At 71.8% G+C, this 25,258-nt stretch carries 23 protein-coding genes; 18 read left to right on the top strand and 5 right to left on the bottom strand.

The window, feature by feature from the left end:
- Window positions 1-211: 211 nt before the first annotated feature.
- On the bottom strand, window positions 212-1,411 hold the full coding sequence (locus tag FHU34_RS15905; RefSeq protein ID WP_145781204.1) for an ROK family transcriptional regulator: 1,200 nt from the start codon (window positions 1,409-1,411) through the stop codon (window positions 212-214).
- Between the two features lie 235 nt (window positions 1,412-1,646).
- Between FHU34_RS15905 and FHU34_RS15900 the strand changes: the two genes are divergently transcribed.
- The 5 genes from FHU34_RS15900 to FHU34_RS15880 all read left to right on the top strand — a co-directional run bounded on the left by FHU34_RS15900 (window position 1,647) and on the right by FHU34_RS15880 (window position 7,023).
- A complete protein-coding gene (locus FHU34_RS15900) occupies window positions 1,647-2,945 on the top strand; it encodes an ABC transporter substrate-binding protein (RefSeq protein WP_145781202.1) in 1,299 nt (432 codons plus the stop codon).
- A 70-nt stretch (window positions 2,946-3,015) separates the two neighbouring features.
- A complete protein-coding gene (locus tag FHU34_RS15895) occupies window positions 3,016-4,008 on the top strand; it encodes a carbohydrate ABC transporter permease (protein WP_145781200.1) in 993 nt (330 codons plus the stop codon).
- Complete coding sequence (locus FHU34_RS15890) at window positions 4,001-4,840, top strand: carbohydrate ABC transporter permease (protein WP_145781198.1); 840 nt, start codon at window positions 4,001-4,003, stop codon at window positions 4,838-4,840. Before FHU34_RS15895 ends, FHU34_RS15890 begins: the two co-directional genes overlap by 8 nt.
- A gap of 29 nt (window positions 4,841-4,869) precedes the next feature.
- A complete protein-coding gene (locus FHU34_RS15885) occupies window positions 4,870-6,246 on the top strand; it encodes a GH1 family beta-glucosidase (protein WP_145781196.1) in 1,377 nt (458 codons plus the stop codon).
- Between the two features lie 108 nt (window positions 6,247-6,354).
- Complete coding sequence (locus FHU34_RS15880; protein WP_145781194.1) at window positions 6,355-7,023, top strand: TMEM175 family protein; 669 nt, start codon at window positions 6,355-6,357, stop codon at window positions 7,021-7,023.
- Here FHU34_RS15880 and FHU34_RS15875 read toward each other — a convergent pair.
- Window positions 6,997-7,605, bottom strand: a complete 609-nt coding sequence (locus FHU34_RS15875) for a nucleotidyltransferase family protein (protein WP_145781192.1) — start codon at window positions 7,603-7,605, stop codon at window positions 6,997-6,999. The genes FHU34_RS15880 and FHU34_RS15875 overlap by 27 nt on opposite strands.
- Window positions 7,606-7,713: 108 nt before the next feature.
- Between FHU34_RS15875 and FHU34_RS15870 the strand changes: the two genes are divergently transcribed.
- From FHU34_RS15870 to FHU34_RS15845, 6 genes are read left to right on the top strand one after another with little or no spacing between them, the layout of a single operon-like run.
- On the top strand, window positions 7,714-8,211 hold the full coding sequence (locus FHU34_RS15870; RefSeq protein ID WP_167524951.1) for a 2Fe-2S iron-sulfur cluster-binding protein: 498 nt from the start codon (window positions 7,714-7,716) through the stop codon (window positions 8,209-8,211).
- Entirely contained in the window at window positions 8,208-9,191 is a 984-nt protein-coding gene (locus FHU34_RS15865; protein ID WP_145781188.1) for an FAD binding domain-containing protein, read from the top strand. The genes FHU34_RS15870 and FHU34_RS15865 overlap by 4 nt, the downstream gene beginning before the upstream one ends.
- A complete protein-coding gene (locus FHU34_RS15860) occupies window positions 9,188-11,296 on the top strand; it encodes a xanthine dehydrogenase family protein molybdopterin-binding subunit (protein WP_244311697.1) in 2,109 nt (702 codons plus the stop codon). The genes FHU34_RS15865 and FHU34_RS15860 overlap by 4 nt, the downstream gene beginning before the upstream one ends.
- Before the next feature lie 28 nt (window positions 11,297-11,324).
- Window positions 11,325-11,690, top strand: coding sequence for an ArsR/SmtB family transcription factor (locus FHU34_RS15855; RefSeq protein ID WP_145781186.1), 366 nt, complete (start codon window positions 11,325-11,327; stop codon window positions 11,688-11,690).
- Window positions 11,690-12,331, top strand: coding sequence for an SRPBCC family protein (locus tag FHU34_RS15850; RefSeq protein WP_145781184.1), 642 nt, complete (start codon window positions 11,690-11,692; stop codon window positions 12,329-12,331). Before FHU34_RS15855 ends, FHU34_RS15850 begins: the two co-directional genes overlap by 1 nt.
- A 53-nt stretch (window positions 12,332-12,384) precedes the next feature.
- Window positions 12,385-12,900: an NUDIX domain-containing protein gene (locus tag FHU34_RS15845; protein ID WP_145781182.1), complete on the top strand. Its 516-nt coding sequence runs from the start codon at window positions 12,385-12,387 to the stop codon at window positions 12,898-12,900.
- A gap of 24 nt (window positions 12,901-12,924) precedes the next feature.
- Here FHU34_RS15845 and FHU34_RS15840 read toward each other — a convergent pair whose 3' ends face one another.
- The 3 genes from FHU34_RS15840 to FHU34_RS15830 form a co-directional block, all read right to left on the bottom strand.
- Entirely contained in the window at window positions 12,925-14,868 is a 1,944-nt protein-coding gene (locus FHU34_RS15840; protein ID WP_167524950.1) for an ABC transporter ATP-binding protein, read from the bottom strand.
- A 75-nt stretch (window positions 14,869-14,943) separates the two neighbouring features.
- A complete protein-coding gene (locus FHU34_RS15835; RefSeq protein WP_145781178.1) occupies window positions 14,944-16,401 on the bottom strand; it encodes an ATP-binding protein in 1,458 nt (485 codons plus the stop codon).
- Between the two features lie 27 nt (window positions 16,402-16,428).
- Window positions 16,429-18,087, bottom strand: a complete 1,659-nt coding sequence (locus FHU34_RS15830; protein ID WP_208745008.1) for an NAD(P)/FAD-dependent oxidoreductase — start codon at window positions 18,085-18,087, stop codon at window positions 16,429-16,431.
- Window positions 18,088-18,236: 149 nt separating this feature from the next.
- Between FHU34_RS15830 and FHU34_RS15825 the strand changes: the two genes are divergently transcribed.
- The 7 genes from FHU34_RS15825 to FHU34_RS15795 all read left to right on the top strand — a co-directional run bounded on the left by FHU34_RS15825 (window position 18,237) and on the right by FHU34_RS15795 (window position 25,098).
- Window positions 18,237-20,474 carry a hypothetical protein gene (locus tag FHU34_RS15825; RefSeq protein WP_145781173.1) on the top strand — a complete coding sequence of 746 codons (2,238 nt, stop codon included), beginning with the start codon at window positions 18,237-18,239 and terminating at the stop codon, window positions 20,472-20,474.
- A 43-nt stretch (window positions 20,475-20,517) separates the two neighbouring features.
- Window positions 20,518-21,009, top strand: coding sequence for an SsrA-binding protein SmpB (gene smpB / locus FHU34_RS15820; RefSeq protein WP_145781171.1), 492 nt, complete (start codon window positions 20,518-20,520; stop codon window positions 21,007-21,009).
- A 227-nt stretch (window positions 21,010-21,236) separates the two neighbouring features.
- Window positions 21,237-21,629 (top strand): SCO5389 family protein, encoded by a 393-nt coding sequence (locus FHU34_RS15815; RefSeq protein WP_145781169.1) that lies wholly within the window; start codon window positions 21,237-21,239, stop codon window positions 21,627-21,629.
- Between the two features lie 349 nt (window positions 21,630-21,978).
- Window positions 21,979-22,401 carry a TOBE domain-containing protein gene (locus FHU34_RS15810; protein WP_145781167.1) on the top strand — a complete coding sequence of 141 codons (423 nt, stop codon included), beginning with the start codon at window positions 21,979-21,981 and terminating at the stop codon, window positions 22,399-22,401.
- A 50-nt stretch (window positions 22,402-22,451) separates the two neighbouring features.
- Window positions 22,452-23,222, top strand: a complete 771-nt coding sequence (modA, locus tag FHU34_RS15805) for a molybdate ABC transporter substrate-binding protein (protein WP_145785613.1) — start codon at window positions 22,452-22,454, stop codon at window positions 23,220-23,222.
- A complete protein-coding gene (locus tag FHU34_RS15800) occupies window positions 23,219-24,034 on the top strand; it encodes an ABC transporter permease (RefSeq protein ID WP_145781165.1) in 816 nt (271 codons plus the stop codon). Before modA ends, FHU34_RS15800 begins: the two co-directional genes overlap by 4 nt.
- Window positions 24,031-25,098, top strand: coding sequence for an ABC transporter ATP-binding protein (locus tag FHU34_RS15795; protein WP_145781162.1), 1,068 nt, complete (start codon window positions 24,031-24,033; stop codon window positions 25,096-25,098). The genes FHU34_RS15800 and FHU34_RS15795 overlap by 4 nt, the downstream gene beginning before the upstream one ends.
- The last annotated feature ends 160 nt before the right edge of the window (window positions 25,099-25,258 follow it).

Genomic DNA, 25,258 nt, shown 5'->3' with positions numbered 1-25,258 from the left:
GGGCTACGGGTTGCCGCACGGATGGGGGGTTCAGGCTCGCCCGTAGCGCCGGGGGTGGTGCCGCCGAGGCGACGCCGCGGGATGGAGAGCGCTCTCGTAGGAGTGTTGCGGCGAGATTGCGACGGCGTCAAGACATCGATCTATAACTTCGTTATTTATCCCGAGGATTCTGTTTGTGTAATTTGCCGCCGGCCTGCGGAGTCGTGCCCCGTCAGCGCCGGACGCCACCCTCGGTCAGGAAGCGGGCGATCGGGAGGGTGGCCGCGCCGAGCGCCACCGCGTCCACCCCGAGCTGACACAGCTCGATCGACGCCTGGCCGAACGGCTGGCGCAGCGCCTGCCGGCCGGCGGCCTCCCGGACGGCCGGCAGCAGGTCGCCCAACGCCATCGCCGCCCAGCCGCCGAGCACCACCCGCTCCGGGTTGAACAGGTTGATCAGGTTGGCCACCCCGGCCCCGAGGTAGCCGGCGGTGTCGTCGAGGACCCGTCGGGCGGTGGCCGAGGTAGCGGCGGCGTCGACCAGGGCGGCGATCTGGGACTCCTCGTCCTCACCGGGCACCGGTCGACCCCGGCGCGCCTCCCGGTAGCGGTCGATGATCGCCTCCGCGCCCACGTACGCCTCCAGGCAGCCGCGCGCGCCGCACCGGCAGGCCCGCCCGCCGTACACGAGGGTGGTGTGTCCCCACTCCCCCGCGCTGCTGGACGCGCCCCGGTAGGTGGCCCCGTTGGTCACCACCGACGCGCCGACGCCGGAGCCGACCAGCGCGAACACGGCGTGCCGGGCGCCCCGACCGGCGCCGAACCACATCTCGGCCTGGCCGAGGGTCTTGGCGCCGTTGTCGATGTGCAGCGGCAGGTCGGTGCCGGCGCCGATCAGTCGCTCCAGCGGCACCCGGTCCCAGCCGAGGGCCTGGGCGTGCACGACGGCCTCGGCGCCCTGCTCGACCACGCCGGAGACGCCGATGCCGACGCCGAGCACGTCGGCGGTGGCCACCCCGGCCCGACCGGTCACCGCGTCGATCCCGGCCAGGACGTGCCCGGCCACCATGTCCGGCTCGGTACGCGCCGGGTCGAGTGGGTACTCGATGCTCGCCAGCAGGGTCATCGCGAAGTCGAACAGCTCCACCCGGACCCGGGTCTCGCCGACGTCCACGCCGACCAGGAACGCGAAGCGGGGCGCGATGCGCAGCAGCATGCTGGGCCGTCCGCCGTCGGACTCGGCGGCCCCCGCCTCGGCGACCAACCCCTCGTCGATCAGGTCGGCCACCACGTTGCTGACCGCCGGCTGGCTCAGCCCGGTGCTGCGCACCAGGTCCTGCCGGGTGAGCGGACCGTCGAGGAAGAGCTTGGTCAGCAGGGCGGACCTGTTGCGCAGCCGCACGCTGCGGTTGGTGGCACGCGCCAGCTCCACTCGTCACCTCGTTCCCGTCGGCCGTTCGAGGCGACTGTAACCGCCTCGTGCTTGACGACCCACCGGCCAACAACTTTAATGACGACATAAATTAAGCCGTGATGTAACTCCCGGGAAACGCCGACGGACCCCCGACGGCGCACCCCCGAACCCTGTCCGCAGCCGGCTGCCCGTCGCCCACCCCTATCGGCGACGAGGGCCGGCGGACCCCCACCACGCACCGGAAGGGCTGACCGTGTCGAGACGACACCTCGGGATATTCACCGCCGCCGTACTGGCCGCCGCCTCGCTGACCGCCTGCGGCGGCTCCGGCGACGACTCCGCCTCATCGCCCAAGACGCTGACCTACTGGGCCAGCAACCAGGGCGCCAGCCTGGAGGCCGACAAGACCATCCTCCAGCCGGAGCTGGACAAGTTCGAGAAGCAGACCGGGATCAAGGTCACCGTCGAGGTGGTCCCCTGGTCGGACCTGCTCAACCGTCTGCTCGCGGCCGCCACCTCGGGCAAGGGCCCGGACGTGGTCAACATCGGCAACACCTGGTCGGCGTCGCTGCAGGCCACCGGCGCGCTCGTCGAGTTCGACGACGCCACCCTGCAGGCCGTCGGCGGCAAGGACCGGATCGTGCCGGCCGCGCTCGCCGCCGCCGGGGCCCCCGGCAAGCCGCCGGCCGCCGTGCCGCTCTACAGCATGGCGTACAGCCTGTACTACAACAAGAAGTCCTTCGCCGACGCCGGCATCACCGCGCCGCCGACCACCTGGGAGCAGCTCGCCGAGTACGGCAAGAAGCTGAGCACCGGAGGCAAGTGGGGCCTGGCGATCGAGGGGGCCAACCCGTCGGAGAACGCGCACCACGCCTTCACCTTCAGCCAGCAGTACGGCGGTGAGTGGTTCGACTCGGCCGGCAAGCCGACCTTCGACACCCCGCAGAACGTGTCGGCGATCAAGCGGTACATCGACTTCATGGCCGCCGACAAGATCACCAACCCGAGCAACGCCGAGTACGCGCAGAACCAGTCGGTCTCCGACTTCGCCAACGGCAAGGCCGCCATGCTGCTCTGGCAGTCCGCCGGCTCGAACCTGAAGACGCAGAACATGCCCGCCGACGCGTACGGGGTGGCCCCGGTGCCGTTCCTGGCCAGCCCGCCGGCCGGCGGCAAGAAGGTCAACAGCATGGTCGCCGGGATCAACATGGCGGTCTTCAAGCACACCAAGAACAAGGACGGCGCGCTGAGCTTCGTCAAGTTCATGACCAGCGACGAGGAGCAGACGATCCTCAACAAGACGTACGGCTCGCTGCCCGCGGTGAAGACCGCCGGCGCCGACCCGGCGTTCAGCGCCACCGAGCAGAAGACCATCCAGGAGACCCTGGTCACCACGGCGGCCCCGCTGCCGCAGGTGCCCGAGGAGAGCACCTTCGAGACCCTGGTCGGCACCGCGATGAAGGAGCTGTTCGCGGACGCGGCCAGCGGCAAGCCGGTCACCGAGGCGTCGGTGAAGGCGAAGCTGACCGACGCGCAGCAGAAGATGCGCTGACCCAGGCGTCACCGGTGGCCGTGGTCGGGTGCTGAGCCCGACCACGGCCACCGACTCCGAGAGGACCCCGATGGCAACCAGCACCACCGCGCCGGACGCCGACCGACGCGAACCCCGGGCCGGGTCACCGGCACGGAAGCCGGCCCGCCGGCCCCGCGGCCCGCGCCGCTCGCTCCTGCCGTATCTGCTGCTCGCCCCGGCCATCCTGCTGGAACTCGGCATCCACGTGATCCCGATGGTGGTCGGGGTCTGGATGAGCATGCTGGAGCTGACCCAGTTCCACATCCGCGACTGGTCCACCGCACCGTTCGTGGGGTGGGAGAACTACCGGGCGACGCTCGACCTGAACAGCGCCGCCGGCAAGGAACTGCTGCACTCGTTCTGGATCACCCTGGCCTACAGCGTGCTCTCGGTCGGGTTCGCCTGGCTGCTCGGCATCTCGGCGGCCGTCGTGCTGCAACGGCCGTTCCGGGGGCGGGCGATCCTGCGGGCGCTCTTCCTCACCCCGTACGCCCTGCCGGTCTACGCCGCGGTGATCACCTGGAGTTTCCTGCTGCAACGCGACACCGGCCTGGTCAACCACGTCCTCGTCGACCAGCTCGGGCTGCTGGGCGAGCGACCGTTCTGGCTGATCGGCGACAACAGCTTCTGGTCGCTGCTGGTGGTGTCGGTGTGGCGCAACTGGCCGTTCGCGTTCCTGTGCCTGATGGCCGGCCTGCAGAACGTGCCCGGCGAGCTGTACGAGGCCGCCGCGATCGACGGCGCCGGGTTCTGGCGTCGGCTGCGCTCGGTCACCCTGCCCATGCTGCGGCCGGTGAACCTGGTGCTGCTGCTGGTGCTGTTCCTGTGGACGTTCAACGACTTCAACACCCCGTTCGTGCTGTTCGGCGGCTCCGCTCCGGAGCAGGCCGACCTCATCTCCATCCACATCTACCGCAGCTCCTTCAAGACCTGGGACTTCGGCTCCGGCTCGGCGATGTCCGTGGCGCTGCTGCTGTTCCTGCTCGTCGTGTCGGCCGTGTACCTGCTGATCACCAACCGTCGGAGGGACGACCATGCGTGAGACCGCCGGTGAGCGCTGGGGCCGGCGCATCGTGCTGACCCTGCTCACCCTCTTCGTCGTCATCCCGCTCTACGTGATGGTGACCTCGGCCGCGAAGCCGTTGCAGGACGTGCAGAACGGCTTCACCTGGTGGCCCAGCCGGCCCACCCTGCAACCGTTCGTCGACATGTGGAGCACCGTGCCGCTGGCCCGGTACCTGGTCAACAGCCTGGTGGTGTCGAGCATCGCGGCGGTCTGCTCGGTGGCGATCGCCATCTTCGCCGCGTTCGCGGTGAGCCGGTACCGGTTCCGGGGCCGGGGAGTCTTCACGGTGACGGTGCTGTCCACCCAGATGTTCCCCGGCATCCTGTTCCTGCTGCCGTTGTTCCTCATCTACGTCAACCTGGGCAACGCCACCGGCATCGAGCTGTACGCCAGTCGCACAGGTCTGGTGATCACGTACCTGACGTTCTCGTTGCCGTTCTCGATCTGGATGCTGGTCGGCTACTTCGACTCGATCCCCCGGGGGTTGGACGAGGCGGCGCAGGTCGACGGCGCGGGGCCGCTGCGCACCCTGTTCCAGGTCATCCTGCCGGCCGCCGTGCCCGGCGTCGTCGCGGTCACCGTGTACGCGTTCATGACGGCCTGGGGTGAGGTGCTGTTCGCGTCGGTGATGACCGACGAGGGCAGCCGCACCCTGGCCGTGGGCCTGCAGGGCTACTCCACCCAGTTCAACGTCTACTGGAACCAGATCATGGCCGCCTCGCTGGTGGTCAGCATCCCGGTCGTCGTCGGGTTCCTGGCCCTGCAGCGGTACTTCGTCGCCGGCCTCACCGCCGGCGCTGTCAAGTGAGTCATCCGATCCCAGAGGAGAACCATCCCGTGCCCGACCTGTCCAAGCTGCCACCCGACTTCCTCTGGGGCGTCGCCACGGCGGCGTACCAGATCGAGGGGGCCGTCGACGTCGACGGCCGGGCGCCGTCCATCTGGGACACCTTCTCGGCGACACCCGGCAACGTCGACAACGGCGACACCGGCGCGGTGGCCTGCGACCACTACCACCGGTGGCCGGAGGACCTGGCGCTGCTGCGCCGGCTCGGCGTGGACGCGTACCGCTTCTCGGTGGCCTGGCCCCGGGTCATGCCCGACGGCGTCGGTCGGGTCAACCCGGCCGGGCTGGACTTCTACGACCGGCTCGTCGACACGCTGCTCGCCGACGGGATCCGGCCGTTCGTCACGCTGTACCACTGGGATCTGCCGCAGGCCCTGCAGGACCGGGGCGGTTGGCCGGAGCGCGCCACCGCCGAGGCGTTCGCCGAGTACGCGGCGGTGGTGGCCGGCCGCCTCGGTGACCGGGTGGCCGACTGGAACACCGTCAACGAGCCGCTCTGCGTGTCCTGGATCGGGCACCTGGAGGGGCGGATGGCCCCGGGCGAGCGGGACCTGACCCGCGCGGTGCACACCTCGCACCACGTGCTGCTCGGGCACGGCCTGGCAACCCAGGCGATCCGCGCCAACGCCGCCCGGCCGGCCTCGGTGGGCCTGGTGCTCAACCTCAGCCCGATCGAGGCGGCGACCGACCGGCCGGAGGACGTCGCGGCGGCCCGCCGGGCGGACGGGCACGTCAACAGGTGGTGGCTGGACCCGATCCACGGGCGCGGCTACCCGGCCGACATGATCGCCACCTACGGTGTCGAGCCGCCGGTACGCGGTGACGACCTGGCGGTGATCGCCACGCCGACGGACTTCCTCGGGGTGAACTACTACTTCCGTCAGCTGGTGGTCGACGATCCGACCGGCGCGGCGCCGTTCGCACGGCAGGTGCCGGTCCCCGGCTCGGTGGAGACCGCGATGGGCTGGGAGGTGTTTCCGGCGGGGCTGGAGCGGCTGCTGGTCGACGTGCACGAGGAGTACCGGCCGGGCCGGATCATCGTCACCGAGAGCGGTTCGGCCTGGCCGGACGAGGTCACCGCGGACGGCACGGTGGAGGACAAGGAGCGCACCGACCACCTGGAGCAGCACCTGGCGGCCTGCGCGTCGGCGGTGGCCCGGGGCGTGCCGCTGGACGGCTACTTCGTCTGGTCGTTGCTGGACAACTTCGAGTGGGCGTACGGCTACGACAAGCGCTTCGGGTTGGTGCACGTGGACTACGCCACCCAGCGGCGGACGATGAAGGCGAGCGGTCTGCGCTACGCCGAGGTGATCCGCGCTCACCAGGCGGTCGCCCGGGCGACCGGCACCGCCACGCCGGTGGCCTGAGACGCGGCAGTGCGGACGGCCGCCCGGGGGGTGACCCTGGGCGGCCGTTCGTGTTTCGGTCGGACGAAACCGCCACGAGCCGCCGCCACGAGTGGCTAGCCTGCGGCAATGTCCGCAGCACCCGACGAGGTCGCGCATCCCGAGCCCACCGGGCGGGTCTCCGGCACCGACCGGATGACGGCCTTCAGCGACGGTGTCTTCGCCATCGTCATCACGCTGCTGGTCATCGACCTGCGGGTGCCGGAGTACCACGAGGGTGAGCTGCTGACCGGTCTGCTCGACGAGGGCCCCTCGTACCTCGCCTTCGTGGTGTCCTTCGTCTACATCGGGGTGCTCTGGCTCAACCACCACGCACTGCTGCGGCTGATCCGCCGGACCACCCTCGCGCTGAGCTGGATCAACCTGGGCATCCTCTTCGGCGCGGTGATCATTCCGTTCCCCACCGCCGTGCTGGCGTCCGCGTTCACCCAGGGCGACATCGACGACCAGCGCGCGGCGGTCGCCCTGTACGCGCTGTCCGCGGCATTGATGTCGGCCCCCTGGCTGGTGTTCTTCGGCTACCTGCACCGCCACCCGGCGTTGCTCGAACAGCGGGTCAGCCCGGGGTACGTGCGGGCGCAGCGACTGCGACCGATCACCGGCCTCGTCCTGTACGGGGTCGGCGGCCTGCTCGGCTGGTTCGTCAACCCACTGCTGGGCCTGATCGCCGTCATCGTGATGATCACCTATCACGCGCTGACCAGCCAGGGACTACCCCGGTGGCTCGTGCGCCGCTGAGCGGCGCAGCCGGAGCAGGTCGGCCGGGGTGTCCACGTCGACGGGCGTGCCGACGTCGTCGCAGGGCACCTCGACCACCAGCTCCGGACGCTCGCGGAGCAGGTCGCGGGCACCCCGGTCGCCGACGGCGTACCTGTTCAGCAGCGGCCAGGTCCGTCGGCACAGCAGGATCGGGTGGCCCGGCCGGCCGGCGTAGGTGGCGACCACCACCGACTCAGCGGCGTACGCCTCACGTACCCGCCGGACGGCGACCGGGCTGAGCAGCGGCTGGTCGACGAGGACCACGACCGCTCCCGGCACGTCGGCCGGTAGCGAGGCCAGGCCCCGGCGCAACGACGAGCCCAGTCCGTCGGACCAGCGGTCGTGGCGCACCGGCACCGCGCCGGGCAGCTCGGGCACCTCGTCGGCGCCCGCTCCGAGGACCACGTGCACGGGTACGCAACCACCGTCGGCGAGCAGGCGGACCCCGCGCCGCACCAGCGGCTCGCCATCCAGCTCGACGAGCGCCTTCGGGCGGCCGTAGCGCCGTCCGGCCCCGGCGGCCAGGAGCAGTCCGGCGATCACCGTCGTCCTCTCGGGCATGAAGAGCTTTGCGTTATTCGCACCGACATATACCGATAAGGCTAATCTGGCCCGGTGCGGGACGAACCGGAGAACGCGACGACGACCGACGAGCGGCACTCGTCCCGGTTGACGTTCGACGTCAACGGCGCGTCCAGGGAGGTGACAGTGGACAACCGCACCACAGTGCTCGACACGCTGCGCGAGCACCTCGGCCTGACCGGGGCGAAGAAGGGCTGCGACCACGGCCAGTGCGGCTCCTGCACCGTCCTGCTCGACGGCCGCCGGGTGAAGAGCTGCCTGGTCCTCGCGGTCACCGTGGACGGCCGGTCGGTGGTGACAGTCGAAGGTCTGGCCGGACCGGACGAGCTGTCCCCGTTGCAGGCCGCATTCGTCGCTCACGACGCCTTCCAGTGCGGCTACTGCACCCCCGGGCAACTCTGCTCTGCCCGGGGCATGCTCGACGAGGTCGCCAAGGGATGGCCCAGCGCGGTCACCGACGACCTCGTCGCGCCCGCCGAGCTGACCGACGCGGAGATCCGCGAGCGGATGGCCGGCAACCTCTGCCGCTGCGCCGCGTACCCGCACATCGTCGCGGCCGTGCGCGAGACGGCGGCGGCGACGTGAAGGCGTTCCGCTACCACCGGCCCGCCGACGTGGCGGACGCGGTCGCCGTGCTGGCGGCCGAGCCGCAGGCCGCGTACCTGGGTGGCGGCACCAACCTGGTGGACCTAATGAAACTCGGTGTGCAACGCCCGGACGTGCTGGTGGACGTGACCCGACTTCCGCTGGACACCGTCGAGGAGTTGCCCGACGGCGGGCTGCGCGTCGGGGCGACAGTCCGCAACAGCGACCTCGCGGCCCACCCGGCGGTGCGCCGGGACTACCCGGTGCTGGCCCGCGCCCTGCTCGCCGCCGCCTCCGGACAACTGCGCAACATGGCCACCACCGGCGGCAACCTGTTGCAGCGCACCCGTTGCGTCTACTTCCAGGACACCGGCAAGGCCTGCAACAAGCGGGAACCGGGCAGCGGCTGCGCCGCCCTGCACGGCCAGAACCGCGACCTCGCGGTGCTGGACTGGTCCGAGCAGTGCGTCGCCACCCACCCGTCCGACCTGGCCGTGGCGCTGACCGCCCTCGACGCCGTGGTGGAGGTGCACGAGACCGACGGCCCCCGTGACATCCCGATCACCGCCCTGTACCGCTCCCCCGGCACCCACCCGGAACGTGAGACCACACTGACCAGAGGCGCGCTGATCACCGCCGTCCGGTTGCCACCGCTGCCGGCCGCGCGCCGCTCGACGTACCTCAAGGTGCGCGACCGGGCGTCGTTCGCCTTCGCCGCCGGCTCGGTGGCCGCCGTGCTGGACCTCGACGGCGACACCGTCCGCGACGTGCGGTTGGCGTACGGGGCGGTGGCGCACCGGCCGTGGCGGGCGTACCGGGCGGAGGAGGAACTGCGGGGGCGTCCGTTCAGCCCGGAACTGGCCGGGCAGGCCGCCGACGCGGAGCTGGCCGAGGCGCGCCCACTGCGACACAACGGTTTCAAGCTGCCGCTGACCCGGGCCATCACCGTGCGGGCGCTCACCGAACTGGCCACATCGTGAGCGGTGGCGAGCCCGGCCGGGTCGTGAGCGGCGGGGCGGTCGGGCGCGCGTACCCCCGGTTGGAGGGCCCGGAGAAGGTCACCGGCACGGCCCGCTACGCGGTGGAGTACCCGGTGGACGGGGTCACCTACGGCTGGGCGGTGCCGTCGGCGGTGGTCCGGGGCCGGATCACGCGGGTGGACACGGCGCAGGCGCTGGCGTCGCCGGGCGTGCTGGCCGTGCTGCACCACGGCAACGCGCCCCGGCTCGCGCCCGGCCCGGAGCGGGAGTTGTGGCTGTTGCAGGAGCCGGTGGTGCACTACCGGGGGCAGTACGTCGCCGTGGTGGTGGCCACCAGCCTGGAGGCGGCCCGCGAGGGCGCCCGGCTGGTCCGGATCGACTACGACGCCGGCCCGCACAGCACCGTGCTCGCCGACGACCACCCCGGCCTGTACAAGCCCGACCACGTCAACCCCAGCTACCCGACCGACACCGCCGAAGGCGACTTCGACGCCGGGTTCGCGGCCGCCCCGGTGCGGGTGGACGTCACGTACCGGACGCCGGCGTACCACAACAACCCGATGGAGCCGCACGCCACGACGGCGCAGTGGCGCGACGGGCGGCTGCTGGTGCACGACTCCACCCAGGGCGCGACGCCGGTGCGCGCCACCCTCGCCGAGCTGTTCGAACTGCCGCCGGAGTCGATCCGGGTCGTCGCCGAGCACGTCGGCGGCGGCTTCGGCAGCAAGGGGTACGCCAAGGCCCCGGTGGTGCTGGCCGCCCTCGCCGCCCGACACGTGGACCGGCCGGTCAAGCTGGCGTTGACCCGCCAGCAACTGTTCGGGCCGGTCGGCTACCGCACCCCCACCATCCAGCGCGTCCGCCTCGCCGCCGACACCGACGGGCGGCTCACCGCGATCTGCCACGACGCGATCAGCCAGACGTCGACCATCCGGGAGTTCGCCGAGCAGACCGCCGTCTACACCCGCAGCATGTACGCCGCTCCGCACCGCCGCACCACTCACCGGTTGGTCCGCCTCGACGTGCCCACGCCCTTCTGGATGCGTGCCCCCGGCGAGTGCCCGGGCGCGTACGCGCTGGAGTCCGCAATGGACGAGTTGGCCGTCGCCGTCGGCATCGATCCGGTGGAGCTGCGCGTCCGCAACGACACCGCTGTCGACCCCGACCAGGGGCGGCCGTTCACCAGCCGCAACCTGGTGGCCTGCCTGCGTGAGGGCGCCCAGCGGTTCGGCTGGACCGACCGGGACCCGACGCCCCGCGCCCGGCGCGACGGGCGTTGGCTGCTCGGCACGGGGGTGGCCGGGTCGAGCTACCCGGCCCGGGCCAGGCCGTCGACGGCCACCGCCACCGCCCGGCCCGACGGAAGCTTCCTGGTCCGGATCAACGCCACCGACATCGGCACCGGCGCCCGTACGGCGATCTGGCAGGTGGCCGCCGACGCGCTCGGGGTGCCACCCGAGCAGGTGGAGATCCACATCGGGGACAGTGAGCTGCCGACCGCCCCGTTGGCCGGCGGATCGATGGGCACCGCGAGCTGGAGCTGGGCGGTCATCCGCGCCTGCCAGGCGTTGCGGGAGAAGCGGCGCGACAACCCCGGCGAGGTGTCCGCCGAGGCGGACACCACCGACGAGGTGGGCGGACAGCCCGCGCTCCCCCGGTACGCGTACGGGGCGCAGTTCGTCGAGGTGCGGGTGGACGCCGACACCGGCGAGGTACGCGTGAACCGCATGCTCGGGGTGTTCGCCGCCGGCCGGGTGGTGAACCCGACGACGGCGCGCAGCCAGCTCATCGGCGGTATGACGATGGGCCTGTCGATGGCGCTACACGAGGAGGGGCTGCTCGACGAGCGGTACGGCGACTGGGTCAACCACGACCTGGCTACGTACCACATCACCGGCTACGCGGACGTGGAGTCCATCGAGGCGTACTGGCTGGACGAGCGCGACGACGGGCTGAACCCGGCCGGGGTGAAGGGCATCGGTGAGATCGGCATCGTCGGCGCCGCGGCGGCGATCGCCAACGCGGTGCACCACGCGACCGGCGTACGGATCCGGGAGCTGCCGATCCGGCTCGACAAACTCATCGGAGTATCGGAACTGGCTTAAATAAGCCGTCAGTGATACAACTGTCGTCGTGCACGCCTTCGACGTGCTGGGCGATCCGGTCCGGCGCCGCATCCTGGAACTGCTCGCCGACGGCGAGCAGACCGCCGGCGCGGTCAACGCGGTGATCCGCGACGAGTTCGGCATCTCCCAACCCGCCGTTTCCCAACACCTCAAGGTGTTACGCGACAACGGCTTCGCCACCGTGCGGCCGGAAGGCACCCGGCGGCTGTACGCGGTCGACCCCCGCCCACTGCGCGAGGTCGACGGCTGGCTGGAGCACTTCCGCCGGTTCTGGACCCCACCCCTGGCGGCACTCGCCACGGAGCTGGCCCGAGGTCGACGCGAACGTCGGCTCCGCGGGCCCGCCGATTCATCCGACGAGAGGAACACCTGATGTTCGACGCGACCGAGCAGATCAACGCCGTCCAGCGGAAGGTCGGCAGCCGCACCCTGGAGGCCGGCGAGGCTCGGGTGACCACGATCAGCCAGACCTACCAGGCGACGGTCGATGATCTCTGGGACGCCTGCACCAGCGCCGAGCGCATCCCCCGCTGGTTCCTGCCGATCTCCGGCGACCTGCGGCTGCACGGCACGTACCAGTTGCAGGGCAACGCCCACGGCACCATCGAGACCTGCGAGCCGCCGCACCGCTTCACCGCCACCTGGGAGTACGGCGACGAGGTGAGCTGGATCGAGGTGCGCGTCACAGCTGTCGGCGACGAGCGGGCCCGCCTCGACCTGGACCACATCGCGCACGTCGACCAGGACCGGTGGGCGCAGTTCGGGCCGGGCGCCGTCGGGGTCGGCTGGGACCTGGGCCTGCTCGGGCTCGCCTCGCACCTGGCCGGCGACGGCAGCGGGATCACCCCGGACCAGGCCGCCGAATGGACCGGCTCCCCCGAGGGCCGGCGGGCCATGGAACTGAGCAGCCACCTGTGGGGTGAGGCCAGCATCGCCGCCGGCACCGACGCCGACGAGGCGAAGGCCGCCGCCGAACGCACCACCGCCTTCTACACCGGCACCCCGGAGCTCTGAGCGCGGGCGGCGGCGCGGCAGACTTCGGGGTTGTCGGAGTAGCGTGCTGCGGCATGACCGGCACGCCGTACTCACACTGCTCCTACTGTGGCGCCGCCTACCCGCCGGCCGCCGGCTGGCCCCGGGTCTGCGCGGCCTGCGGCGAGACCGTCTGGCGCAACCCGCTGCCCGTGGCGGTCGCGGTGCTGCCGGTCCGCACGGCCGAGGGCCTGGGCGTGGTGGTGGTCCGCCGGGACATCGAACCGGCCCGCGGCCTGCTCGCGCTGCCCGGCGGCTTCATCGAGTACGGCGAGGAGTGGTCCGACGCGCTCGTCCGTGAGCTGCGGGAGGAGACCGGCCTGGTCGCGGCGGCCGAGGACGCCCGACTGTTCGCGGTGCATGGTGCCCCGGCGGGCGGCACCATGATGGTCTTCGGGGTGCTGCCCGAGCAGCGGGCCGAGGACCTGCCGGCGTCGGCGCCGACCGACGAGGCGACCGAGTGGCTGGTGCTCACCGACCCGGTCGAGCTGGCGTTCTCCACCCACACCCGGGTGCTGGCCGACTTCCTCGCGGCGGCACGCAGCGCCTGACCGAACGGCTGCCCGGGTGGACGGTCAGCGGGGCAGGGCGTCGTCGGTGCCGGTCAGGTAACCGCTGGCCTGCAACTCGAACAGCTCACGATAGAGGCCACCGGACGCCATCAGCTCGTCGTGGTTGCCCTGCTGGACCAGTCGGCCCCGTTCCATCACGAAGATCCGGTCGGCGTGCCGGACGTTGGCCAACCGGTGGGTGATCAGGACGACAGCCCGGTCGGGGCTGCGGCGGAGGTGCTGGAACAGGGCGTGTTCGGCGCGGGCGTCCAGGGCCGCCGACGGTTCGTCACAGATCAGCAGCGCCGCGTCCCGATACAGGCCGCGGGCAGCGACCAACCGTTGCCACTGCCCACCGGACAGTTCATGGCCGTCCTTGAACTCCCGGTCGAGCAGCGTGTCGTAGCTGTTGGGCAGGCCGACGATCATGTCGTGGGCGGCAGCCGCGCCGGCCGCCTCCTGCACGCTGGGGCCGGATCGCCCGGGTGCGCGGTCGTGCCGCCCCACGCGGATGTTCTGCCCGGCGGTGAACGGGAACTTCCAGTACTCCTGGGTCATCACGGCCACCTGGCCACCGAGGCCGCGTGGGTCCAGCTCGACGGCGTCGACACCGTCCCAGCGGATCACCCCACCGGTTGGCCGGTAGAGCCCGGCGATCAGTTTGGCCAGTGTGGTCTTGCCGGAGCCGTTCTCGCCGACCAGAGCGACCACCTCCCCCCGGCGGACGGTCAGACTCACCCGGTCCACGGCGGGCGTGTCGGTGTCCGGATACCTCAGGCTCACCTCGTCCAGCTCGATCACCTGGACGCCGTCGACCACGCGGTCGCCGCCGATCGGCACCCGGGCGTGGGCGCGGGACAGGAAGTCCCGGTAGTCCTGGTAGTAGAGGGCATCCTCGTAGAGCGAGTTCGTGGCGATGACCGCCACACCCAGGCTGTTCCGCGCCGACTGAAGGGCGAGCAGGGCGGTGGCCGCGGCGGCGAGGGCCACCATTCCGGCCAGCAGAAGACCACCGAGCACCGCGTACACCCCGAAGGTGGCCAGGCCCGCGACGGTCGCGCCGCCGACCCGCGTGCCGGTCTGGGCGCGGACCAACCGCAGTTGGGCCCGCGTCTCGACGGCCATCACGCCGCGATACTCGGCAAGCAGAAAATCGCGCATCTGGTACGCGCGCACCTCGGCGGCGGTGTGTCGGTTGGCCATCAGGTGGGCCAGCATCCACATCCGCCGCTGGCGGGTGATCCGGGCCAGCATCGCCAGGTACTCACGGCGGGCCATCCGCACCGCGGTGATTGCCTGGGGCACCGCGGCGAGCAGCAGACAGGGCAGCAGCAGCGGTTGGATGACAGTCACTGCGACGGCGGTGGCCAGCATGCCGACCACACCGGTGACCAGGTTGACAGTGTGACTGACGATGTACGCGGCCTCCGCCATCCCGCGGTCCCGGGCCCGGTCCATCTCCTCGGCGAAGCCGGCGTCGTCGAACGCGGCAAGTTCCACGGCGGTGGTGGCCTCGAACAGGCGCAACTCCACCTGATAGTTGATCTGCGGGGTCAGCCGGGCCTGCGCCCATCCGGCCGCGATCGCCAGGCCCCCACGCGCCGACACGGCCGCCGCCGCCACGACCAGCGCCGGCAGCGCCGCCCGGACCCGGTCCGGTGTGGGACCGGCGGCGAACAACTCGCTCAACACACTCGTCGTGGCCAGCAGGCCGAACGTGGTCATCACACCGGCGGCGACGTTCAGGCCGATGGAGGCGACGGTGTCCCGACGGTTGGTGGCCCAGGCCAGCCCGACCGCCTCGCGGACCAGTCGGGGCAGCCGGCGGGCCACCGCCCAGAAACCCGTGTGGGCGAACTCGTGCGCGTGATGCAACCAGTCCGGGTCCTCCAGCTCCGGCAACATCGTGCCGGCCGGCGGATCGCCCGGCTGGTCGGCGTCCTCGGCGGCGGTGCGCTGGCGGGCCATCGACTCCACGGACCCTCCTCGGGGGCGGGATCACCAACGCTGCCCGAGACTACTGCCGGCTATCGCCCGCTGTCTCTAGGTAGTCGGCGCGTCGCCCGGCGCGTCCGGTGAGCCCTCCGCGATGGGCAGCAGCACCCGGAAGGTGGTCCGCCCCGGCTCGGTCTCCACCCGGATGTCGCCGTGGTGCTTGTTCACCACGATCCGGTACGAGATGTCCAGCCCCAACCCGGTGCCCGCGCCCACCGGCTTGGTGGTGAAGAACGGCTCGAAGATGCGCGGCCGCACCTCCGGCGGGATACCCGGGCCGGTGTCGGTGATCTCCACCGCCAGCAGGTCGCCGACGAGTCCGGTGCGGACGGTCAACACACCCTTCTCGCCCATCGCGCCCAACGCGTTGTCGATCAGGTTGGTCCACACCTGGTTCAGCTCGGCCGCGTACGCCGGGACCGGCGGAAGACCACGGTCGTACTCACGGACCAGCTTGACCTCGGCGGGAATCTTTCCCTTGAACATCACCAGCGTGGCGTCGAGCAGGTCGTGCACGTCCACCACCCGGTGCGGCGCGCGGTCCAGCTGCGAGTACTGCTTGGCGGCGCCCACCAGGCCCGAGATCCGGGTCACCGCGTCGCCGATCTCCCGCATCAACAGCTCGGTGTCGACCGTGTAGGTGAGCCAGCGCACCGCCGCCTCCAGGTCGGCCGGGCCGACCGCCGCCTTCACCCGCGTCAGCCAGGCCGTGTCGAGGCCGCCACCGACCAGAATCGGCGCCAGGTCCCAGGCACCCTCGACCCCGTGCTCCTCCAGCCAGTCCGTGAGGGTGTCCTCGGCGTCCGCGGTGGCCACCGGGGACAGCTTCGGCGCGGTCGCGACCCGGGCGACGGCTTCCTCCTGCAACGCGACGAGACCGTGCAGGGCGCTGCCGTCGAGCCGACCATCGGCGATCATGGCGAGCTTGTGGCGCATCCCGGCAACCCGGTCCCGCAACACCGACGTCGCCCGCACCGCCGCCGCAGCCGGATTGTTCAGCTCGTGCGTCAGCCCCGCCGACAACGAGCCGAGCGCCAGCAGCCGCTCCCGTTCACCGACGATGGCCTGCGAGTCCCGCATCCCGAAGAACAGCCCCTCCAACAGGTGCATGGGCATCGGGAACCAGGACCGCAGGGCGTACGCGAAGTCCTCCGCCGGCAGCACGAAGAAGTCCGCGTCGGTCACCGCCCGCAGGCTGTTGCGGTAGACCTGGTCGACCTGCTCACCGAGGTACGCCTGGGTGGCCCCGCCGTACACCCCGCGCTGCTCGGTCCGGCTGACCTCCACGTCGTCGCCGTGCACCAGACGGCTCAACGCCACCGCCCCGCGCACCAGCACGAAGAAGCAGGTCGCCGGCTCACCCTCGGCGTACACGAGGGTCCCCCCGGCCCGCTGCTCGACCCGGCCGTGCTCGGCCAGCCAGTCGAGCTGCGCGTCGTCGAGGGCCTCGAACAGGAACAGGGTACGCAGCTCCGCAGGTGTCAACCGATCAGACTCGGTGCTCACTGGGACTCCTCCGCTCGCAGAACCGGCTCATTGGGCTTCCAGGTAGCGGTGCACGAGCGACACGGCCATCGCGCCCTCGCCGACGGCCGAGGCGACCCGCTTGACCGACTCGGCCCGCACGTCGCCGGCGGCGAACACGCCCGGCACGCTGGTCTCCAGGTGGTACGGGTCGCGTGACAACGACCAGCCCGCCGGCCGCCGCCCCCCGGCCAGCAGATCCGGACCGGTGACGATGAAGCCGCGCTCGTCGCGGACCAGCACCCCGTCCAGCCAGTCGGTACGCGGCTCCGCGCCGATGAAGATGAACAGCCACGAGGTGTCCACCGAACGGGCCTCCCCGGTGCGGGTGTCACAGAGGGTCAGCCGTTCCAGGTGACCCTCACCGGCCCCGCCGACCACTGCGGTGTGCGGGTGCACGGTGATCCGGTCGATCCGTTCCAACTGGTCGATCAGGTACCGCGACATCGAGGCGGTCAGGTCGGCGCCACGGATCAGCAGGTGCACCCTCGACGCGTACCGGGAGAAGTGCACCGCCGCCTGGCCGGCGGAGTTGGCCCCGCCGACGATGTAGACGTCCTGCTCGACGCAGCTCGGCGCCTCGGTGGCGGCGGCGCCGTAGAACACCCCCCGGCCGGTGAGGTCGGCCAGCCCGGGAGCGTCTAGCACCCGGTACGACACCCCCGTCGCCAGCACCACAGTGTGCGCCGCGATCTCGCTGCCGTCGCCGAAGCGCAGCAGCCGGGCACCACCCGCCTCGCTGAGACCGACCACCTCACGGGCGCTGAGCAGCTCCGCGCCGAACTTCACCGCCTGCCGCCGGGCCCGATCGGTCAACTGCGCGCCGGACACGCCGTCCGGGAAGCCCAGGTAGTTCTCGATCCGACTGCTCTGCCCGGCCTGCCCGCCGGTCGCCCGCCGCTCGACGAGCACGGTCCGCAGCCCTTCCGACGCCCCGTACACGGCCGAGCCGAGGCCCGCCGGGCCACCGCCGATCACCACCAGGTCGTAGAAGTCGGACGCCGGCACCACTGTCAACCCGGCCAGCGCGGCCAGCTCGGCCTCACTGGGGGCGATCAACGCCTTGCCCTCGGGGGTCACCACCAGCGGCACGTCCGCCTCGGTGGCACCGGCCGCGTCGAGCAACCGGACGCCCTCCGGGTCGTCCGACAGCAACCAGCGGTACGGCACCAGGTTGCGGGCCAGGAAGTCACGGACCTTGAACGACGGCGCCGACCACCGGTGCCCGACGACCCGGATCTCGGCACTCGCCGCGTCCGGGGTGGCCGCCCACGCCTCCAGCAGCCCGTCGACCACCGGGTACAGCTTCTCCTCCGGCGGATGCCACGGCTTGAGCAGGTAGTGGTCCAGGTCCACCACGTTGATCGCCTCGATCGCGGCGTCGGTGTCCGCGTACGCGGTGAGGAGCACCCGGCGCGCCGCCGGGAAGATGTCCATGGCCGCCTCGAGGAACTCCACGCCGGTCATCTCCGGCATCCGGTGGTCGGCCAGCAGCAGCGCCACCTGTTCGCCGCGCAGCTTGACCTCCCGCAGCGCGTCCAGCGCCTCCGGCCCCGACGAGGCCCGCAGCACCCGGTAGCGGTCGCCGTAGCGGCGCCGGACGTCCCGGGCCACCGCCCGGGACACCACGGGATCGTCGTCGACGGTCAGGATCACCGGGTTAGCCATGGCGCCATGAAACCACCTGCCGCGGGTCCGCCGCATCGGGGCGTGAGGTCCACCGCACGGTTGACCGGGCTCGGGACGGGTAAGCCGGGGAGCCGCGCGGGCCGCACCCCGGCCATCCGCCCGGTTGCCGCGCACACTTCGGGGGGCCCATGGCGGACGCGACACCGACCCGACCGGCGACGTCGGGTTCGATCGTGGAGCTGCGGGTGCACGGCGTCTCCGGCGCGGGGGCGGACCAGGTGTTGGACCGACCGCACGTGCACCAGGTCGCCGGAGACCGCAGCGGCGGGTTCTACCGACCGCGTCCCGGCTACCCGGACTCGACCGGGACCGACGGGGTGACGCTGGAGGCGTACCGCTGGAGTGACCTGCCCTCCGGCACGGCCGTCCGGACGCTGTCACTGGTGTTCCTGCTGCCGTTCATGCTCTGCAACGTGGCGCTGTGGATGCGCCCGGCGAACACCGCTTCGAAGAGCGGTTTCATGGCGCTGTGCCGGGTGCTCGCCCTCACGCTCACCATGCTCTACGTACTCTCCATCGTCGGCGTGGCGCTCGACCTCATCGCCTGGCGCTGCATGGGCACCCCGGCGTGCCTGGCCGGCCGGAGCTGGTTGTCCTGGCTCGGCGGGCGACCAACCGGGCTGCGCCTCGCTCTCCTGGCGTTGGTTCCGGTCGCCGCCATCGGGCTCGTCTGGCGGCTGGGCTCCCGCCCGAGCCACTCGTTCGACGCGTTCCGGACCCCCTCCACGCCCGTCTCGAAGCACCGGTTGAGCGCGGTCGGCCAGTGGGACGGCGCCCCACTGGTGGGTCGACTGCGCTCGGTCCACGTCGCGGCAGCGTTCGCCACGCTGGACGGCAGTCTGCTGGCCGCGCGGGCCAGCCAGCACTCCTCGTGGACCATGGCGATACTCCTGACGGCCACCGGGGCGGTGCTGCTGACCTGCCTGGTCATGGTCACGATCGTGCCGAGCATCGATCGACCGGATCCGTCACCCCGCGTCGACACCCTCTCCCGCACCCTGCGCACACTCGCCTGCGGCCTGACCATCCTGGTGATCGTTCACATCGCCATCAGCCCGGCACCGTGGCCGCAGGGCGGCGTACTGCCCGGCTACAGCGCCATCGTCGCCTGGGTGTTCGTCAGTCAGACCGTGCTGGTGGTCGCCCTCGCCGCGCTGGTGCTCTGGCGGCGCGGTGGCGGGCAGCGAAGGGCACCGCTGCGCGCGTTGGGAGCCCCGGTCTTCATCACGATCGCCGCCGAACTGGCGGTGGCCTTCTCCGCCGAACTGGTCTACCGGGGCGCGGACCTGCTCGACCGCAACGGGACGACGGCGGACAGCCTGGAAACCAGCCCTCCCCTGGCGTACAAATGGGCGATCTTCGGGTTTTTCCTCGCGGTGGTGACCGCCCTGCTGATCGCCGGCCTGGTCACCCGGCTGACCAGACCCGGGCGGCGGCGGGCCGCGCGGGCGATCGTGGCCGCCGACTTCCCGGACGCCCCGCCGTCGGCGGCGAGCCGGCTGCGCCGCGTCGAGCAGGCGGTCGCTCGGGCGCGCTTCACCGAACGGCTCGAACCACTCTCGGTGGTGTACGCCGGCCTGGCGGCTCTCGGCCTGTCCACCAGCGTGCTCGGCCTGCTCCAACTGCTCCCCGGCGACGAGGCGCAGCGCTACGTCGGAATACCCGAGAGCATGGTCGACTTCCTGATCGGATTCGGCAGCTACCTCATCGCGGCGGTCGTGCTCGGGCTGGTGATCGGCGGCATCTTCGCCTACCGGACGGCCGGGTTCCGGCGGTACGTGGGCGTGCTGTGGGACCTGGGCACCTTCTGGCCCCGGGCCGCGCACCCCTTCGCCCCGCCCTGCTACGCCGAGCGGGCCGTACCGGAGCTGGCCAAACGGGTCAGCTACCTGGTGGAGCAGGGGCACGGGGTGCTGCTCGCCGGGCACAGCCACGGTTCGGTGCTGCTCGCCGCGACCGTGCTACAGCTACCCACCCGGATCACCGACCGGGTCGCCCTGCTGACCTACGGGTCCCCACTGGGACGGTTGTACTCACGGCTGTTCCCGGCGTACACCGACGACCCGGCGTTGCGGGAGATCGGCGAGCGCGTCGGTTGGCGGTGGCTCAACCTGTGGCGCGACACCGACCCGATCGGCGGCTGGATCTTCGCCTCCCACCGGCCCGGGCGGGCGGAGAAACTGACCGGGCCGGCGGCGACCGTGGATCGCCGACTGGTCGACCCGGCGGACGTGGTGCCCGCCCCCAGCGACAGCGTGCCGCCCCCGATCCTCGGGCACTGGCCGTGCGAGTCGCAGGACGACTTCACCGAGGCTGAGCGGGACCTCATCGCGCGGCTGCGCCCCGCCCCCCGCGCGCGCGACTGAGCCGACCGACGCCTCAGCTCCGGCGGCCGGATATCGTCGCGGGGTGACTCCGTCCAAGCAGCCCGAACGTCGGCTGATCGCCTCGAACAAGAAAGCCCGGCACGAGTACGAGGTGCTGCGCACGTACGAGGCGGGCATCGTGCTGGTCGGGACCGAGGTGAAGTCGCTACGCGAGGGACGGGCCTCGCTGGTGGACGCGTTCGCGCACGAACGAGACGGCGAGATCGTGCTGTACGGCCTGCACATCGCCGAGTACACCTACGGCACCTGGACCAACCACGCACCCCGCCGCAACCGCAAGCTGCTGCTGCACCGCGCCGAAATCGACCGGATCCTCGACAAGGTCCGCGAGGGCGGGGTGACCATGGTCCCGCTGTCCATGTACTTCGAGAACGGCTACGCCAAGGTCGAACTGGCCCTGGCGAAGGGCAAGCGCTCCTACGACAAGCGGCAGACGTTGGCCGAGCGGGACGCCAACCGGGAGATCGCCCGCGAACTGGGCCGACACCTCAAGGGCCACCCCCGCCGGGTCTGAGCTGGGGCGGCGTTGTCGGCGGGCGGCGTTGCTGACGGTCCGCCTATCGGAGCGGCCCGAGTCTCGGAGCGCGGTTCTCGCGCGGGTGGCGGCTGGGCTTGACGAGGTTTTCGAAGGGGTGGCGGCGCGGCGCGCCGGCACCCTCGTTGACGTGCGTCCGGCGACGTGGTCTGCTCAATCCGTGCCGTTATTGGAAACGGTATTCGTTAGCGATACGGAGGAGAACCATGTCACTCACCGTCCCGCCCGCCCTGCTCGACGCCGCCGAACGCGGCCCCGTCGACGACGAGGCGTTCATCGCCTGCGTCCGCGACTCGCTCCCGTACGCCTGGGCCACCGTGAGCCGGGTGGTGGCCGAGCTTGAGTCGGGCGACGCCGAACTGGCCGACAACGTCGTCCCGCCGCCCAGCGACGCCGACCGGGGGCAACTGCTCCGGGCGCTGGCGAGCGACGCGATCCGCGCCGGCCTGGAACGACACTTCGGTGTACGCCTCGCCTTCCAGAACTGCCACCGCGTCGCCGCGTTCCGGCCGTCGGCCGTCGACGGGGAGCGCTACCGGCGCTTCGTATCGACCCGTGGCCAGCTCCTCAACCAGTCCCCCGAGCTGCGCAACTGCTGACCGGACGCCCGCCCACGATCCGCGCAACAACAGGGATAGTGCTGCCCCCACTCGCCCCGAGGCAGCACTATCCCCGAAACTGCGCAGACCTTGGGCGGGCGCCCCGCGCCCCGCGCCCCGCGCCTCGCGCCTCGCGCCACGCGCCCCGCCAAGATCGTGCTCGAACCAGGAAGTAGGGGCCTCGCCGCCGCACCGACACCACTACATCCTGGATGTAGTGCGATCTTGGTGAGCGCCCCGAAAACATGGCCTGCGGGGCGCAATTGCTGGCCCTGGCACCCACTACCTTATGTGAATGCGGGCCGTTCCGGGCTTTCGTGCTTGCAGGTGCGAACGATAAGGTCAGCCGGTGACGACCTTCCGGATCGGCGAGGCGGCCGACCTGCTCGGTGTCAGCACCGACACCATCCGCCGCTGGGTGGACGCCGGGCGACTGACGGCCGGGCGCGACGAGCACGGCCACCGGGTGATCGACGGTGTCGACCTGGCCGCGTTCGCCCGCGCTCAGGCCGCCGACCCGGATGCGGGTGCGGAGTTCTCCTCCGCCCGCAACCGGCTCCGCGGCATCGTCGTCGACGTCCGTAAGGACACCGTGATGGCCCAGGTCGACATCCAGGCCGGCCCGTTTCGCGTCGTGTCGCTGATGAGCCGGGAGGCGGTCGACGAGCTCGACCTGCGCGTCGGTTCGGTGGCCGTCGCGGTGATCAAGTCGACCACCGTGGTGGTGGAGCGGGCCGCACCCACCCCGACCAGGGGAAGGGCTGGCGGATGAACGCGCGGAAGGCCCCCCGGATGAACGCGCAGAAGGGCTGGCGCAGGGCGATGAGGCGGGTGGCAGCCGTCCTGGTGGCACTGGCTGTTTCCGGCTGCGGCGCGGACGGTGGCCGGGCCTCCGGCGGTGCCGCGGACGGTCGGGGCGTCGGCGCGGTGACGGTGTTCGCGGCCGCCTCGCTGACCGAGTCGTTCACCCGGATCGGGAAGGACTTCGAGGCCGCCAACCCGGGCAGCAGTGTGACCCTCAACGTCGCCGGCAGTTCCGCCCTGGCCAACCAGATCAACCAGGGCGCGCCGGCCGACGTGTTCGCCTCGGCCGCCCCGGCGAACATGTCCACCGTCAGCGAGGCCGGCAACGCCGATGGCACGCCGAGCATCTTCGCCCGCAACCAGTTGGTCATCGCGGTGCCCCGGGGCAACCCGGAGGGGGTCAAGGGGCTGGCCGACCTCGGCAAGCCTGGTGTGAAGGTGGCACTGTGCGCCACGCAGGTGCCCTGCGGCGCGGCGGCGCGCACCGCCCTGGACTCGGCCGGCATCACGCTGACGCCGGCCACTCTTGAACGGGACGTCAAGGGCGCGCTCGCCAAGGTGAAGCTCGGTGAGGTCGACGCGGCCCTGGTCTACCGCACCGACGCGCTGGCGGCGAGCGCCGACGTGACCGGTGTGGAGTTCCCCGAGTCGGCGCGGGCGGTCAACGACTATCTGATCGTCGCGCTTAAGGACGCACCGAATCCGACCGCCGCGCGGGCCTTCGTCGCGTACGTCCGCTCGGCGTCGGCGCAGGCGGTCCTCGTCGAGGCCGGCTTCCAGGCTCCATGAGCCGGCCCCTCGATCACGCCACGTCCCGGCGGCGGGGGCGGGTGCCGGCAGCACTGCTGATCCCCGCCGGGTTGGGGCTGCTCTTCCTCGTCCTGCCGTTGGCCGGGCTGGTGATCCGGGCGCCGTGGACGACCCTGCCGGGGCGGCTCACCGAGCCGGGCGCGCTGACCGCTCTGCGGCTGTCGGTGCAGACCGCGACCCTGGCCACCGTTCTCTGTCTGGTGCTCGGGGTGCCCCTCGCCTGGATGCTGGCCCGGGTCGACTTCCCCGGCCGCCGACTGGTACGCGCGCTGGTCACCGTGCCGCTGGTACTGCCGCCGGTGGTCGGTGGGGTGGCGCTGTTGCTGGTCTTCGGTCGGCGTGGGCTGCTCGGCGGTTGGCTCGACGCCACCTTCGGCATCACCCTGCCCTTCACCACCACGGGTGTCGTGCTCGCCGAGTCGTTCGTGGCCATGCCGTTCCTGGTCATCGCCGTCGAGGGGGCCCTCCGTGCTGCCGACCACCGCTTCGAGGAGGCCGCCGCGACGCTGGGCGCCAGCCGGTGGACCACCTTCACCCATGTGACGCTGCCGCTGGTGGCACCCGGGCTGGCCGCCGGCGCGGTGCTCTGCTGGGCGCGGGCGCTCGGCGAGTTCGGGGCCACCATCACCTTCGCCGGCAACTATCCCGGCCGGACGCAGACCATGCCACTCGCCGTCTACCTGGCGTTGGAGACCGACCTGGAGTCCGCGATCGTGCTCAGCCTGGTGCTGCTCGTCGTGTCGGTCGGCATCCTGGTCGCGCTGCGCGACCGCTGGATGGCCAGCGCATGACCGGCCCGCTGCTCGACGCCCGGCTCGTCGTCGACCGGGGTACGTTCCGACTCGACGTGCCGTTGCGGGTCGCGCCCGGCGAGGTCGTCGCGCTGCTCGGCCCGAACGGTGCCGGCAAGACCACCGCGCTACGTGCCCTGGCCGGGCTGCACCCCCTCACCGAGGGCCACGTCACGCTCGACGGCGTCGACCTGGACCGTCCGGCGACGCGGGGTTGGGTGCCGACGGAACGCCGGTCGATCGGTGTGGTCTTCCAGGACTACCTGCTCTTTCCGCACCTGAGCGCACTGGACAACGTGGCTTTCGGCCCGCGTCGGCACGGCGTCGACCGGAAGGCGGCCCGGGCGACGGCCCGTGACTGGCTCGACCGGGTGGGGCTCGACGGCCAGGTGCACCGTCGCCCTCGGCAGCTCTCCGGCGGCCAGGCACAACGGGTAGCACTGGCGCGCGCGTTGGCGCTCGCGCCGTCGCTGTTGCTGTTGGACGAGCCGCTCGCGGCCCTGGACGCGCGCACCCGGCTGGACACCCGCGCCGAGCTGCACCGCCACCTGTCCGCGCACCCGGGCGCGACGCTGCTGGTCACCCACGACCCGCTGGACGCCCTCGCCTTGGCGGACCGGCTGGTCATCGTCGAGGGCGGACGGGTGGTCCAGGAGGGTGACGGGCCGAGCGTGACCGCCCGTCCGCGCACCGACTACGTCGCCAGGCTGGTGGGGCTGAACCTCTTCCGGGGCAGGGCCGACGGTCTCGGGGTACGGGTCGCGCCGGAGCTGACCCTCGCCGTCGCGGACCGGCTGGATGGCGAGGCGTTCGTGGCGTTCCGGCCGGCGGCGGTGGCCCTGCACTCGAGCCGACCGGAGGGCAGCCCGCGCAACACCTGGGCGGGGACGGTGGCCGGTGTCCAACGGCACGGCGACAATCTGCGCGTGCAGGTGGACGGGCCGATCGAGGTGGCCGCCGACGTCACGCCGGCCGCCGTCGCCCAGTTGCGGCTGATCCCCGGCCAGCGCGTGTGGGTGGCGGTGAAGGCCGCCGAGACGCACGCCTACCCGGCCAACGGCTGATGCTGGGCACCAGCCCATCTGGCTCTGATCAACACCTCGGGCACAGACAGACTGACGACGAGCCAGCTTCGGCGGTGCGGACCCGCTGTCGTTTTCGTCCAAGACGGCTGCCGCGGTTGCCATCTAGCCTGGATCCGGCAGCTTGCCGGAACATGAGGAG

Source organism: Micromonospora taraxaci (genome assembly GCF_007830095.1).
Classification (GTDB): domain Bacteria; phylum Actinomycetota; class Actinomycetes; order Mycobacteriales; family Micromonosporaceae; genus Micromonospora; species Micromonospora taraxaci.
This window is presented reverse-complemented; position numbering and strand designations above follow the sequence as displayed.